General features: G+C 63.0%; 8 protein-coding genes and 3 pseudogenes. 7 read left to right on the top strand and 4 right to left on the bottom strand.

Annotated features, from left to right (window positions below; translation table 11 throughout):
• Window positions 1-155: 155 nt before the first annotated feature.
• Window positions 156-758, top strand: a pseudogene (locus tag A5652_RS20345) (transglutaminase family protein); the annotation flags it as partial.
• A 512-nt stretch (window positions 759-1,270) separates the two neighbouring features.
• Window positions 1,271-1,597: a hypothetical protein gene (locus A5652_RS20340; RefSeq protein ID WP_067355712.1), complete on the top strand. Its 327-nt coding sequence runs from the start codon at window positions 1,271-1,273 to the stop codon at window positions 1,595-1,597.
• Between the two features lie 726 nt (window positions 1,598-2,323).
• Here the strand turns inward: A5652_RS20340 and A5652_RS20335 are convergent.
• A complete protein-coding gene (locus A5652_RS20335) occupies window positions 2,324-2,629 on the bottom strand; it encodes a hypothetical protein (RefSeq protein ID WP_067355709.1) in 306 nt (101 codons plus the stop codon).
• 507 nt (window positions 2,630-3,136) lie between these two features.
• Between A5652_RS20335 and A5652_RS20330 the strand changes: the two genes are divergently transcribed.
• The 4 genes and pseudogenes from A5652_RS20330 to A5652_RS20310 all read left to right on the top strand — a co-directional run bounded on the left by A5652_RS20330 (window position 3,137) and on the right by A5652_RS20310 (window position 7,673).
• Complete coding sequence (locus A5652_RS20330; protein WP_067355705.1) at window positions 3,137-3,463, top strand: hypothetical protein; 327 nt, start codon at window positions 3,137-3,139, stop codon at window positions 3,461-3,463.
• Window positions 3,464-4,236: 773 nt separating this feature from the next.
• On the top strand, window positions 4,237-4,617 hold the full coding sequence (locus tag A5652_RS20325; RefSeq protein WP_067355702.1) for a hypothetical protein: 381 nt from the start codon (window positions 4,237-4,239) through the stop codon (window positions 4,615-4,617).
• 470 nt (window positions 4,618-5,087) lie between these two features.
• A pseudogene (locus tag A5652_RS20315) lies at window positions 5,088-5,804 on the top strand (class I SAM-dependent methyltransferase); the annotation flags it as partial.
• Between the two features lie 1,107 nt (window positions 5,805-6,911).
• A complete protein-coding gene (locus A5652_RS20310) occupies window positions 6,912-7,673 on the top strand; it encodes a DUF4268 domain-containing protein (protein WP_067355692.1) in 762 nt (253 codons plus the stop codon).
• Window positions 7,674-7,770: 97 nt separating this feature from the next.
• Here the strand turns inward: A5652_RS20310 and A5652_RS20305 are convergent, their stop codons facing one another.
• Both A5652_RS20305 and A5652_RS20300 read right to left on the bottom strand, forming a co-directional pair.
• A complete protein-coding gene (locus A5652_RS20305) occupies window positions 7,771-9,129 on the bottom strand; it encodes a PPE family protein (RefSeq protein ID WP_067355689.1) in 1,359 nt (452 codons plus the stop codon).
• A 29-nt stretch (window positions 9,130-9,158) separates the two neighbouring features.
• Entirely contained in the window at window positions 9,159-10,385 is a 1,227-nt protein-coding gene (locus tag A5652_RS20300) for a PPE family protein (protein WP_082984001.1), read from the bottom strand.
• A gap of 1,026 nt (window positions 10,386-11,411) precedes the next feature.
• On the opposite strand from A5652_RS20300, the gene A5652_RS29250 reads away from it, so the two are divergent.
• Window positions 11,412-11,630 carry a hypothetical protein gene (locus A5652_RS29250; RefSeq protein ID WP_082984000.1) on the top strand — a complete coding sequence of 73 codons (219 nt, stop codon included), beginning with the start codon at window positions 11,412-11,414 and terminating at the stop codon, window positions 11,628-11,630.
• Window positions 11,631-11,802: 172 nt separating this feature from the next.
• Here A5652_RS29250 and A5652_RS20295 read toward each other — a convergent pair.
• A pseudogene (locus A5652_RS20295) lies at window positions 11,803-13,131 on the bottom strand (DUF4185 domain-containing protein); the annotation flags it as partial.
• Window positions 13,132-13,388: the final 257 nt, after the last annotated feature.

Here is a 13,388-nt window from a genome sequence, read left to right as displayed (position 1 = left end):
AGATACATCGACTGGTCGTATTCGTTCACCGGAGCCGCATCGGTCTGACCCACGATTGTCGCAGCGTAGTCGACTTGCAGCGTGCCCACCGCTGCATCGAACTTATGGATACGGTTGCCGTGGTCTCCGCTGACTTCCAAGGGCCGGATTGGCCGTCCGTTCAAGTCGACTACGCTGCGACAATCGTGGGTCAGACCGATGCGGCTCCGGTGAACGAATACGACCAGTCGATGTATCTGCGGCCCAGCCGCTACGCCGAGGCCGATAAGCTCTATGGTTTCGCCGCAACCGAATTCGGCAACGACGGCAATTCGGCGAGGCTGTTAGAGCACGTCAGCTCGTGGGTCGGTACCAGGCTGAACTATGTGCCCGGCTCCAGCGATCCGATCGACGGGGCGGTGGAAACGTTGCTCGCGGGCGAAGGTGTGTGCCGCGACTACGCACATCTGGTGGTGGCGCTGTTACGCGCAGTCAACGTTCCGGCCCGCTTGGTGTCTGTGTACGCGCCAGGCGTAAATCCGATGGACTTCCACGCGGTCGCCGAAGCATTGGTCGAGGGCCAATGGCGGGTGGTCGATGCCACGCTTCTAGCGCCGCGACAGACGCTGGTGCGCATAGCCACCGGTCGCGACGCCTCCGACACAGCGTTCCTCGATAATCACGGAGGCGCAGTCGAGCTGACCCGGCTGGTGGTGACCGCGATCGTTGACGGCGACTTGCCTCGGGATTCGATCGACCAACTGGTCTCCATCCGCTGAACGCCTTCGCACGACCGGAAGAGCAGTGACACCTTCTTGAACAGTGCCCCACAGTACGATTCCCTAGAACATAAGCCCACCGCACCGATTCGTGCAGACCATCGACTGCGAACTGCGATTGGTGGCGGCTCTTCGCTGTGCGGCTCGGGAGCGGGATGGGCCGCTGCCTTCAATCGATGTGGCGGATGCTTTGCTCGACCAGCGTTTGCGGGTTCGCCGCGGGGAGTACAGCAGGTCGACCTGGAATTCTGCTAGCCCAATCGGAGTCGCACAACATCGCGTAGGTCAGCTTTTTTTCGTGACTTCGGGCTATATCTGGTGGACACGCTGACGGGCCGGTCCGGCTTGGCCCGCCTCGGAGCCCTGATACCACGCGCGGGTATGTCTTCCCACGCTGCGAACCTCTCGACCGCAATATCGACAACCGTCTTTCGACTAGGTGCGTAATTCCGCGCGTCGTGGCAACACCACAAGGGGAAAGAAGGACTGAGACGACGGGAGGACTGCGCCGAATGAACCTCGGCATTGCGCGCATTGGAGAACCGAAGCCGCTACCCCGGTCGAGTGCCTTCTTCGGGTCGGTGTCGGCGCAGGCGTGGAACGTGTACGAGATGGAGACCACACCGCTTCCGGCGTGGCCGAGAGGTGCCAACTGGCGCCAGCACTTCAAGAAGCAGTTCTCCGGCGCCGACCGTTTCCGGGCTGAACATGACGGAGGCGACAGAATCGAGGCGGCATGTTGGCCCGATGATGAGCCCCACTTGCTCGAAGCGGTGGATGCGGCGATTGAGAAGGCGAACGAGGAAGAGGGAACCGTCGAGTACCGAGGCCACGTCTGAAGAGTTGAGTGGGCCTGTCCCCCTTCTCGCATTGGGGCGGCCGGATTTCGGGGCAAGTCCGAAGATTTGTACGACGGCCGACCTGCCAATAAGGGCGTGCGATCCGCGCAGGCGCGCAGCGGCCAGCGGATCATTCCACTCTGATTGCCTCAAGGTCGATCGTTATGACGCCCGACGACACCAGCACCACACCTCCGGTCAGCACCGCGGCCAGTGCGGCGGCTTTAAGCATCTTTTTGCTGCTCTTCGGTTTCAGCGGTCACACCTTTCAACGTGGGAGCTCACCGCGCCAGGTTGACGACCGGCGGGCGGGCCGATGCTATCGACATTTTGACGCGTGCGCAAATATCGTCCAAAGAGCGAAATGGGCTTCTGTTGGTGGCTTGGGACGCGCCATGAGCCCGTGGCCCCCATGCCAACTCGTCGCGGTATGGGGCACGCTCCTTGAAGCGGATTAGCGCCGCGGGAAGCTGGCGGTGGTCAAGTCGATGACGACACAAGCGTGGCGCGCCGGCGAGCGTCCAGGCTCTGTCGCCATCGATTCCGGGCCTTGCCCCGACGCTATTCGCCGTACGGCGCGTGTCAAAAAGACCGCCCACTCACTACGCGCCGTCGGTCTCGGCATCCGACCACAGTCGATCGTGGGCTTGGTCAGATGTTCGTTGGCGCAGCGTTCAACGCGCAACGGAAGGAGTCACGCAGTCTGCTGTGATTAAACGGCAAATATCATGCGTTGCAGCCACTGTCACCCCTCGCTACATCGGCCGCTGCGATCAGCGCCCTCCCCACCTTTCGCGCTTCGCCTGGCGTGATGATCGGGGTGCCGGGGCAGTCAATGATGATCTCCCGCGAAGCGTGCCCGTCGGCGTATTGGAGCCCGATGACCGATACCACGATGTCGGCGCGTCGCCCTCGATCGCTGGCGCGCTCGATTACCCACTCCGGGCCGTCGAATGCCCTGACGGCTGTCCCGATGTTGTCCCATTCGTCGACCCACGTTGCCTGGGCGGGTGGTGCAAGGTTGGGTTTCATGGCTAGATCGTCGCCACGATCCCGCGAGCGGGCACGAGTAGCCGACTACGTCACTTGTTCCGCGCGGTTGCGAGGTGTACCCCTCTTGACAGCACGGGAGCGGTGGTTGTCCCTGAACCACGGGAGGATCGGGCCGCCTCGGAGGATGCAGGGCGACCGACAATTACGCAGACGCACCTTGAAGGATCCGGTTCCACGAGCGGCCTCATCCACCCATCATTGTTCATCGGTTGTGACCGAGAGCCGATGAGAATCGACGGTTACCCGCAAAGCGGACTGCTGTCGAATTCTCTTGGCTCATAGCTCAAGCGGTGTTGCAGCAATCGTCACTGGTAAAGCCGGTGTCGCAGCTTCGAATCCTGCCGGGGGCACTTCTGATAACGGTAGTGCTGGCTTGGCCTATGCAAGCTTCGGAGAATATCCCGCGTTTCGACTGGGCGCGTAATTTTGCGCATCGTGGCAATACCAACGTGAAAGGACGGCTGACGAGACGGAGGACTGCTGCGAATGAACCTCGGCATTTCGCGCGTTGGAGAACCCAAGCTGGTGTCCAGGTCGAGCGCCTTGTTCGGGTCGGTGTTGGCGCAGGCGCGGAACGTGTACGAGATTGAGACCACGCCGCTTCCGGCCTGGCCCAGAGGTGCCAACTGGCGCCAGCAATTCAAGAAGCAGTTTTCCGGCGGTGACCGTTTCCGGGCAGAACATGACGGAGTCGACAGAATCGAGGCAGCATGTTGGCCCGATGATGAGCCCCAATTGATCGAAGCGGTGGACGCGGCGATTGATAAGGCTAACGAGGAAGAAGGAACGGTCGAGTACCCACGGCGCGACTGAACGGCCACCCGTCAGGATTTATTTGGTCCGTGTTGAACCAGGTTGCTAAAAGCGCAGTCCACGCACCCAGGTACGAGTAACTTTCGCGCTATGAATCCAAATCCCGGCTGCATGTTAGGCGTCTTTCTCTCCATTTTCGCCATCTTGCGCGCTCCCTTCATTTGGGGCGCCAAGCTAGCCACGTCCAAGCGTGGGCGGCCTTAAGGCATCGTGGTTCGTCATCGACTTGACGACGGCCGACTTGCCGCGCGGTTGCGCTGGCTTCGACAGCGTGCCCCGGCTCGCGATTAAGTGCACGCCGCCGCCGGTTGAGTCGCCACATGTCTCGGTGTGGGTCAAGCCGTATTCGTAGCAATGTGGGGTGTCCTCGGTTGATGGCCGGGCGGCATTTAGGGTTGCCTTTCAGAGCTACTCCGACCGCAGACGGATGCTTCAACGGAGAGCCTGAAGTGGCCGGCGATTGCCCATCGAGCAGTGGCTAGAGATATTTCTGGACAGGGGGCACGCAAAGCTCAGCAGGTGACCATCCGAACGAGCCAAAGGCTGCGGCAGTATTTCGCCCTCGAAAAGCGCAGTCTGACAATGGCACTGGAGTATGGAGCATGGCCGCACGAGGTACGGCCATGGTTGAGGCCACGTGGTTCTATATTTAGGCGGTCATCAGCGCCGAGCCCAGGCCAGTCGATGATCGTCGTTTTGCTGAATCAAACCCGTCCGATGCGCCCATCGCGTAGTCTTTCCGCTCACTCGGATCTAAATGACGGGAGATGCCAATGGGTACGAGCCGGGCCATCATCAATGGCATATACGATCAAGTGAATCTCGATCATTTCAGCGACGTCATCGTCGCAAAGGTAGACCTGCGCAACCCGGACCGCCAAGAACTCAACTGGCTTCTCATGGGCACAGTCGTGCTGTGGAATTACGATGGCTCGAAGCAATACGGCGAAGCCCGGCTTCTTTATGATGCAAACATCGAACTTGAAAAAGTAAGGATTTATCTAAACGAATGGGATAATTCAGGCATTACACTCTTCGCCGGACTCACCACTACTCGCGACGAAACCGTAACCCTGGCATGTAACACCTACAAGGGAGGCGCTTTCGGGGCGCGCATCGTCGCGTTGAGCGTAGACTACCTCGAATTTCAGTAAGTGCGCCGAAGGTGCGGGGCGACCCTATTGTAATGGAGTCCCCGCTGCTATGGCCGCTCCGCGCCGTTGCCGGCCATGGAGCCGCGTCTGAACAATTGTCGGGCGCTTGATGCGGGCCTCGGACGGCACACGCGCGAGCGTTATCCCTGCCCGGTAGGACCTTAGATAACGTCAGTGCCTTCGACCAATGTCGGCGTCAGGGATACGCGCTTGAGCTGAATAAGGTCCAACAGGCCCATATCCACGCTGAGCGCTCGGTACCTCACCGTCAGGAAGCGACATAAGAATCGTCCGACGAACGACTCGGTGTGTGCGTACAGGAGACAATTAACGTACGTGTAGCATTCACCTCCGCACGAATCGGGCAGCGTCATAAGATCACGCGGGGGGTGTTTGGCTTGTTGTTGAACTTTCTGACCGGCTCGAAACGTGGTCGCAGCGTGGCCGCCGAGAGTTTCCAAATCGACCGCATGCCGCGCGGCGGGCCGGACGCTTCATGGCTGGACCGGCGGCTGCAGACCGATCGTCTGGAATACCTCGACCGCGACGACGTCGACGACCTGAAACGCAAGGTGGTCCGCTCACTGGACCGCATGGAGAAATTTTCGGGTACGCAGAAGAAGTTTGCGCGTGTCGTGCTCGATGAGGTCGCGGACGTTCCCGATCCCACCATCGTCGAACTCGGTGCCGGACACGGTGGGTTATCGCGAGCGCTGCTGGAGCTGCATCCCACCGCTCGAGTGACGGTCACCGACATCGATCCCACATTCGTGGCCACCATCGCCGCGGGCGACCTTGGCGAACATCCGCGGGCGGTGGTTCGCGCGATGGACGCCACCGCCATCGACGCGCCCGATGGGCATTACGACCTCGCTGTGTTCGCGTTGTCTTTGCACCACCTGCAACCGCCGCTGGCCGCCCGAGTGTTCGCCGAAGGCACCCGCGTCGCCCACAAACTGCTGATCATCGACGTGTCGCGCCCACCGTCGTTGGTGCACGTTGCGCGGTTGTCGTTGACCCTGCCGTTCGCACCATTTCTGCCGGTGCCGCATGACGGGTTCATCAGCGCGCTGCGCGCCTACAGCAAGTCGGCGCTGCGGGCGTTGGCACAGTACGCCGACCCGGCGATCAAGGTCGAGTTGCGGGGTGGCAGGACATTCAGGCCGCAGATCGTGGTGGCGAGCCGCGTGCCTAGCCACAAAGCACAGTTCAGCCATGCTCATGCCCCTCGCCCAGAGAGGGTCACGGGTCAGCCGAAGAATCGTCGGCCGAAACTTCGTCAGGCATCACCCGAAGACAATATGTCCAGCACCACCTGACGTCATACGGCTGACAGTCCTCCCGGCACAATGCTTTTCGGGGGGATTATCGTCGCCAACGATTGCCCCTAATTCTCGTTGCTCGACCCCGTGGTGAGCGCGCCCGCGGACCTTGTTTCGACGGGAACCCCCGAACGGACTCGAGTCACCGCACTGCCAGCTTCACAGCAACGAACGATCCACGTAAATAGAGCTGTGCGATTTTCTAGTCTTCGCGGGTCATCTGGGAATAATCTGCGTTTTATGAAACGAGAAATCGTCGGGTTAGCAACGATCATGTTGATGTCCGGCGGTTTGGGCGTAGCAGGTTTGGGACTGGGCGCTGGTGCCGCCCATGCCTATACCTATGGCCCATTCCAATGGTGCCCAGGACAAGATATGCCGAATGATCCACCGCGCTCAGATGCAGACCTAGTTTGGGATATGAGTGTCTGTCACACCTATTACTTCGCGTACGACGTGCGGACTCACGCTCCCGCACACTATTGGGAGGGACCCAACCTATTCCCAACACCAATCCCGTCGCCCCCGCCCCAACCCTTACCGCCGGATTGTCCGCCGTGGTCACCCATCTTGGCCCCCTCCCGGTGCGGTGGCCTCTGAGAGGCAAGGCAGGGAGAAACCCATCCGACCGCTCCGCCCATCGTTTCGCTGACGTGAGCGTGGGTCAGGTGGTCCGCCCCGATCCGCGCAGACGGCTCAACGGTCCGGATCGGTTGGGCAAGTTTCACAATTTCCCGTGTAACTGAAAGCGGAGGCATCTACGCTCGAATCGACGAGTCGGGCGACGTCACCACACCGCATCACCAATCCCGGAGGTTCGGGCGAGCATGTTGTCCCGCGGCGCATCTCACGCCCACGACGGCGTTCAACGGTCACGCGTAGTGGCCCGTCTCTCGACTGCCCAGTCGATGAGCCGGCATCGGTGCGGATCTCCCGCCGAGTTCGGCCGGCTGGTTGTCTCGCGGTAACGCCATGGATGCGGCGAACTTCTTCTACATTCTGTTTGTTGTCTTCTTTGTCGCTATCGGTGGAATCGTGCTCGGGGCGTTGGTCGTTCAGACGAGACCCACGAAGGCGCGAGCCGCGAAGGTGAAGACCCGAACCGCAACCGCTAGGAAAGCAGTCGCACGAGACTCCGATGTTCGCGCTGCGGGAGTCGAGACGGAGGTGGTCCAGGCTGACGGCTCCACTCTGGCGCCGGACTTTGACGGGGTCACGCAGCCAACCAAAGGTAAGGCGGCGACGCTAACCGAGCGCTCCAAGCTGTATTGGGACTTCTGGGAGCAGTTCCTCAACCGTGTAGGTACGGAGCACCCTGGCTGGACAAAGCGGAAAACACCGACACGGGCCTCGAGATACAACCTCCCTACCGGCACGAGCGCGGTTTCCTACTCAACCGCCTTCACTCACCACGGCCTCTGCGTGCAGCTTTACTTCAGCAGCCCCGATGCCCGCATCAATGTGGCGCGGTTCGAAGCACTCCGTGCGCTCAAAGATGAATTCGAGCGGGCCCTGGGCCAGGTCGCCGAGTGGGACGACAAGCCTGGTAAGAAGGCCGCCGCAATCTGCGTCGAATCGCAGTTCGACGATGTTGCGGACGTGGATCGGTGGCCCGCGATGCTCGAGTGGGCGCTCGATCAGCATGGGCGGTTCAGGCAAGCGGTCGAAGCGATCGGTGGCCTCGGGAGGCTCAAAGAGACGGCGCCCTCCTTGCGTTTGGCGGAAGCTGGCTAGCTGAACGGCGCAGGCTCCTGCCAGTCAGACCCAGCGGCTGCACTCGTGAAGATGCTGCGAGCCAACCGAATTGGGATACAACCCGCTAGCAGAACGTTCAGCCCCACATAGGCCGGGGAGGGGTGGCTTTGGATCTGTCGGCCGAGGACAGGTGCACAGCGTGGACGCCGGGCTTCTTGGACAGCTGGTCCAAGAGGCTTTCCAGATGCGCCTTGTCGGTATGCCAGTGCTGAACTGCCTCGGGCGTCTCCTGCAGTTCCGCGAGGACGGTCTTGAGCTTGTCCGGGGTCTTGCCGTCGTTGTCCGAAGAGCGGCGGCCCAAGCCCCGCACGCCGCCTCCGGTAACCCCGCGGGACACGACACTACCCAGGGCGCCTCCGGCCAAGCCCGCCAGGGCCATCTCACCCGAGAAGCCACTCACGGCCGCTGGAGCGGCACCGGTGCTAGTGCACTCCAACACAGTGGCAGCGAGCTTGACCGTGGGGCTGGCCACGGCCCAACTCGGCGGCACCGATAGGGCTCCTGCTAAGCCCGCACTGCCGACGCTTGCCGACACCGCAGCCCCACCCGCTGCCCCCACCGTCTGGCTACTTGAACCGAGCGCCGCGAATAATGGTCCCTCGAGATCGACCGCTGTATCGCCCCAGGTACGTGCTGTCGCCACCAGGCCCAAGCTGAGGCTGAGCAACGTGTCGTTCACAGGCCGAATACCTTTGGTGACGAATTCGATGTTCGCGGCGATCCTCGCTAAGGGCGTGGAATTCAGGTTGTTCAAGAACGTTGTCAATGACGACGGATCGGCCGCAGGCGATGCGAGGCTTTGCAGCGTTCGCGGTGTCGTCGACATCAGCTGCGACAAGGCCGACTGCGCGCTGGCCGGCGCCGTGCCGGCAGCCTGAGCGACAGCGCCTGATTGACCGGCCGCTCCAACGGGATTGGTGGTTTGCGGCGGCTGGCCAAACGGCGACATCTGCGCGGCGGTCGCGGAGGAACCGGCGTAGCCATACATGGCGGCCGCATCTTGCGCCCACATCTGCCCGTATTCGGCCTCGGTGGCTGCGATCGCGGCGGTGTTCTGCCCAAGAACGTTTGTCGCCGCCAGTGACGCCAGCTGACTGCGGTTTTCCGCGATCGCCGCCGGGGGCACCGTCGCCAGGAATGCGGTCTCATAGGCCGCCGCTGCCGCTCTGGCTTGGGAAGCGGCCTGCTCGGCCTGTCCGCCGCTCGTGCTCATCCATTCCACATAGGGTGCTGCCGCAGCCCCCATGGCCACCGACGACGGACCCTGCCAACCGCTCGACAGGTTCGCGATCACCGACTCATACGACGCCGACGCAGCGTAGAGCTGGGCGGCCAGTCCGTCCCATGCCGACGCCGCGGCCAACATCGTCCCCGAGCCGGGGCCGGCGTACATCCGGACGGAATTGATTTCCGGTGGTAACGCTCCAAAATCCATTGCTGCTCCTTGATGTTGGCGACCGCGGGCTATTCCTGCGTGTCGTCCGCGTTGATGACGATGATTGTGGCGGTGGTCGCCGCGCGCCCGAATGCATTGCCCCCGAGGTCCATTCCGCGAGCAGAACCACCACCCGCAGCGGCCACGGCGCGCCCCGCCAGGCCGGAGGCGGCCATGTTGCCGAACAGCGCCCCCTGCCCCTCGGCGGCAACCACGCTCGGAGTGCCGGTGAAATCAATCTGCGGCAACACCGCGGCGACCGACCGGATTTCCGGTGCCGCCGCGACCCATCCCGGCGGCACCGACAAACGACCGACCACTCCGGCACGGCCCATGCCCGTCGGCGTTCCGGCGCTGCTGGAGGCCGTTGTGCTCACCACCCGTGTCTCCGGACCGACGTCCCTGCCGAGCGACCGCAGCTTCGATCTGTCCCTGTCGAGTCGTTGTCTGGCACTGTTCACATTCGCCACGTTCTGGGGCACCAGGTAGCTCTCGACTCCCAGCAGGTACGGACTGCCCCCGATGCCATACAACGAGACGGGCCCCAACGGACCCGTGAGGGCCGAGTCGAACGCTGACAACAGCGACGGCGGGTCCGAAGCGGCGGCGGGCGTTGCCAGGGCGTGCAGCGACTGCGGCACGGACGACATCAGTTGTGGCAGCACGGTTTGCGTGTTCGTTGCACCAGAGGCACCGCGCGCGACCGCAACTGCCTGTAGCGCCGTGCCGGCCGGGTTGACGGTCTGCGGTGGCCGGCTTAATGGCGTCATCTGGGTGGCGGATGCCGAGGAACCGGCATAGCCGTACATCGCCGCCGCATCCTGGGCCCACATCTCGGCGTACTCGGCCTCAGTGGCCATGATCGCCGGAGTGTTTTGACCGAGAAAGTTGGTCGCGACCAGAGCCATCAGCCGTGCACGGTTGGCCGCAACTATCGGCGGCGGCACCGTCGCGGCGAAGGCGGTCTCATAGGCGGATACGGCCGCTCGCGCCTGATTAGCGGTTTGCTCGGCCTGGGCGGCAGTCGCGCTCATCCACGCCGCATACGGCGCCGCTGCGGCCGACATCGCGGCCGACGAAGGACCCCGCCAGCCGCCGGTAAGGTTCGAGATCACCGACTCATATGATGCCGCCGCCGAGTGCAACTGGGCGGCCAACGCGTCCCACGTCGCGGCTGCGGCCAGCATCGGCCCCGACCCGGGACCCATGTACATCCGGCCGGAGTTGACCTCCGGCGGCAAACCTCCGAAATCCATTGCTATACCTCGTAACTAACGGCACAGCGATCTCGCCCATGCAACATGCAGCGACCGCCGCCATACCCATCTACTGATTCGCTAACGGCACTTTTGGTGCTCGCGTCTGGAACCACCGGCCCGATCAGCTGTGGCATCCAACGCTGCAACGCCGCTGGCTCACTCCCGGTGCGTGACGGCAGGACCGAGCATCGCGACATCGTTTGTTATGACCCACGGCAATCGAATAACTGCAGTCCGTGACCCAGACCCGCTACGGCAGAACGCGGCTCGGGCAACCGGCACGACGCGTGACGTCGCCACGACTTTCTTCAGCCGCGGGTGATATGCCGACATCGTCGGAGTTGCTGTGCAACGCCGATCACGACATAGATAGCTCGGCCCGCGAAGATTAAGATCCCCGGTTGCGCCACGGACGATGCCGTCGGCGTTGCAGGTAGGACTCGATGCCGCGACTATGCCGATTCGCGATGATTTCCATTGCGCGGCAACTATTTTGGGGCGTCTGCTCAGAGATAACTATATCGAGGCACGGACGTGCGTGCGTGAGGTAACGGGTAGGCAGCAACGGGTGACTCAGGCGGCGCAGGACAACCCCAGAGGTGCTCGCCGCAAACACTGAAGGTGAGCTCGAATCGAGAGACCTCATTGCAATGCTCCTGCTTGCACGGCCCTGTGCCGCAACAAATTCCTGCTTTGCCGGTCATGGCAGAACACGAGCGTACTTTTCGTTGTGACTCCCTGTCCAGGTTGCGTTCATCAATTTCGCCTATTGTCCTGCGCTCGCTGAGCCGCCGCCGGTATCAGCCCTCGACCGCTGCAATTGGCCGGCCGACTCGGTCGACAGGCTGCAAAGCGCTGCCAGACATATCGTCACGTCGCCTAGCGCGTGGCGAGCCGACGGCGAGCCGAGAATCTCAAGTCCCACACGGCACGGAAAAGAGGACTAGCATCGACACCGTGCGTGTGAGGGAAGAAACGTAGCGTCCGCCGCTTCGCCGGGGTAGAAGACTCGCCGAGTTTGCAATGCGGAAGCTATTCGCGACATTGATGGCCGTTGGAGCCGTGATGCTCAGCGGGGCTATCGCACGCGCCGAGAACCAGCCGGCTCCACCCCCTCCCGGCCCTTCGTTCTACGCGCCGAAATGTCTGAGTTTCGACCCCGATCCGCCGGCGCACTGGAACTACCTGCCCTGCGGCTGGACAACGGATGGCAAGCGGTGGATTCCGCTGCCACCTCCCTAGCCGATACCTCCCTGGCGACGGCGGCACCGTGAAAAACTCTCAGCCGCTATCTAATTGGCCTTGGCGGCTTGTACATCCTCGGCAGCTTACGCCGCAGACGCCCGCATCCCCCCGGGCGTCTGCGAGCGAAAGCGTCTAGTCACTCGACCATCGTTGTTCGCCGGCAACGGCTCTAGGGCAACACGGTGTGCATCAGCATCACGTCGTAGGCCGACCACAACGACAAGTTGAAGTACAGGTCTCGTCCCGACGACCAGGGATGGATCATCGGCGCGTAGATACCCCCGGGCATTTGGAACGACGACACCAGCGGTTGCTCGGGGCTCCAGGGCCCCTGCGGCGTTGGGGCGGTCCGTGCCACCACGTCATTGCTGCCGCCGTTGGTATACAGCACCAGGTATTGCTTGAGATAGCTGTTGTACTGCGCCGACATTTCGCCGACCGGGCCCGGGAAGATCGGCGTCGCCGCACCCGGGTTGTTCGCCACCCAGTGGCCGCCGTTGTCGCCGTTCCAGTACTGGTACTTGGTCAGGTCGGGCAGTTGATTCGGTGGGACGCGCGAGAGAAATGCCGCGCCGCCGCGTCCTGACGGGGTGCCGAACTGGTAGAGGTAACCGTCGTTCCCCTTCATGAACGCGCCCATTTGGAAATTCTCATTCCCGGGCGTAAACCCCGCTCCCGGAATGGCATCCGGCGAGGCCGTGCGAATGGTCGTCGGGAAGATCCCCCAGTTCTGGCCGTTATCGTTGGACCTGGCGATGGCCGAGTAGTTCGTCGACCATTCGCCATCACGGCCCCACTGGCGGATGGACATGTAGCTCATGTACTGGGTTCTGCCCATGGACATCGCCGCGGTCGGAATGATGCCGGTCTCGTGGGCGGCCTTGTGGATGGTGTTGACGACCTGCTTGGAAAGCCCGGGCGCCCACACCGGTGAGCCGGAATACCTGTCGTTCGGCACACCGTCGGCGATGTGAATGCCCTTGGACAGGTCGTGATCGTTGCTGCGGAACAGGGTGTTGTAACGCCACTGCTGGCCGTGCACCTTGCAGTAGCCGAAGGTGTCACCGAAGGCCATCAGCACCTGGCGGTTGGCGGGATCACCGTTGTCCCAAGCAATCCCGAGGTCGGTACCGGAGATGCTGAAACGTTGCAGGGTCTTGTTGGGTCCGTTCGGTCCGGTCACCCAGTCGACGAGCGACGTCGGAGCACCCGCGATCGAAGGAGGCGGCGGCCCCGGCTCGGGCTGCGGCTGCGGCTGCGGCTGGGGCTGCGGGAAGGGAGCGGCGTTGGGGCGCAACTGGTTTGCGTTCGGCGGTAGCGGGACGCCGGGCGCGGGCGGATTGGGCCCCGGTGGCAGCACCTCGGCTTGCGGATGCAGCGGCGCGGCATACTGGCGGCCCGGAGCAGTCGGTTTTAGCAGTGACGAGATCAGTGGCCCCAGCCTCGGTAGCGGTGCCTGGTCATTCGTGTGTGTGGGGCGGCGCCCGGTCGGCGGCCGCTATCGGATTCGTCCTCGTGGTGGGGCCCGCGCCAACTGCAAACGCCACACCGTGCGGGGCACCCGAGGCGAACGTAGATCCTCCCGCCGCGCCCCCGGCCATGCCCGCGCCCCAGCCGGTCGTGCAGCCGCCGACCGGGCGCCGCCCCACACACACGAATGACCAGGCACCGCTACCGAGGCTGGGGCTGCGGGAAGGGAGCGGCGTTGGGGCGCAACTGGTTTGCGTTCGGCGGTAGCGGGACGCCGGGCGCGGG

It is taken from the genome of Mycobacterium sp. 1165178.9 (assembly GCF_001673555.1).
Classification (GTDB): Bacteria; Actinomycetota; Actinomycetes; order Mycobacteriales; family Mycobacteriaceae; genus Mycobacterium.
The sequence above is the reverse complement of the archived record's forward strand: the minus strand, read 5'-3'. Positions and strand labels throughout refer to the sequence as shown.

Bases quoted from the DNA above. Each gene is read 5' to 3' on its own strand.
- A5652_RS20305 (WP_067355689.1), bottom strand. From the start codon at position 9,129: ATGGATTTTGGAGCGTTACCACCGGAAATCAATTCCGTCCGGATGTAC.
- A5652_RS20330 (WP_067355705.1), top strand. From the start codon at position 3,137: ATGAACCTCGGCATTTCGCGCGTTGGAGAACCCAAGCTGGTGTCCAGG.
- A5652_RS20325 (WP_067355702.1), top strand. From the start codon at position 4,237: ATGGGTACGAGCCGGGCCATCATCAATGGCATATACGATCAAGTGAAT.
- A5652_RS20310 (WP_067355692.1), top strand. From the start codon at position 6,912: ATGGATGCGGCGAACTTCTTCTACATTCTGTTTGTTGTCTTCTTTGTC.
- A5652_RS20300 (WP_082984001.1), bottom strand. From the start codon at position 10,385: ATGGATTTCGGAGGTTTGCCGCCGGAGGTCAACTCCGGCCGGATGTAC.
- A5652_RS20335 (WP_067355709.1), bottom strand. From the start codon at position 2,629: ATGAAACCCAACCTTGCACCACCCGCCCAGGCAACGTGGGTCGACGAA.
- A5652_RS20340 (WP_067355712.1), top strand. From the start codon at position 1,271: ATGAACCTCGGCATTGCGCGCATTGGAGAACCGAAGCCGCTACCCCGG.
- A5652_RS29250 (WP_082984000.1), top strand. From the start codon at position 11,412: ATGCGGAAGCTATTCGCGACATTGATGGCCGTTGGAGCCGTGATGCTC.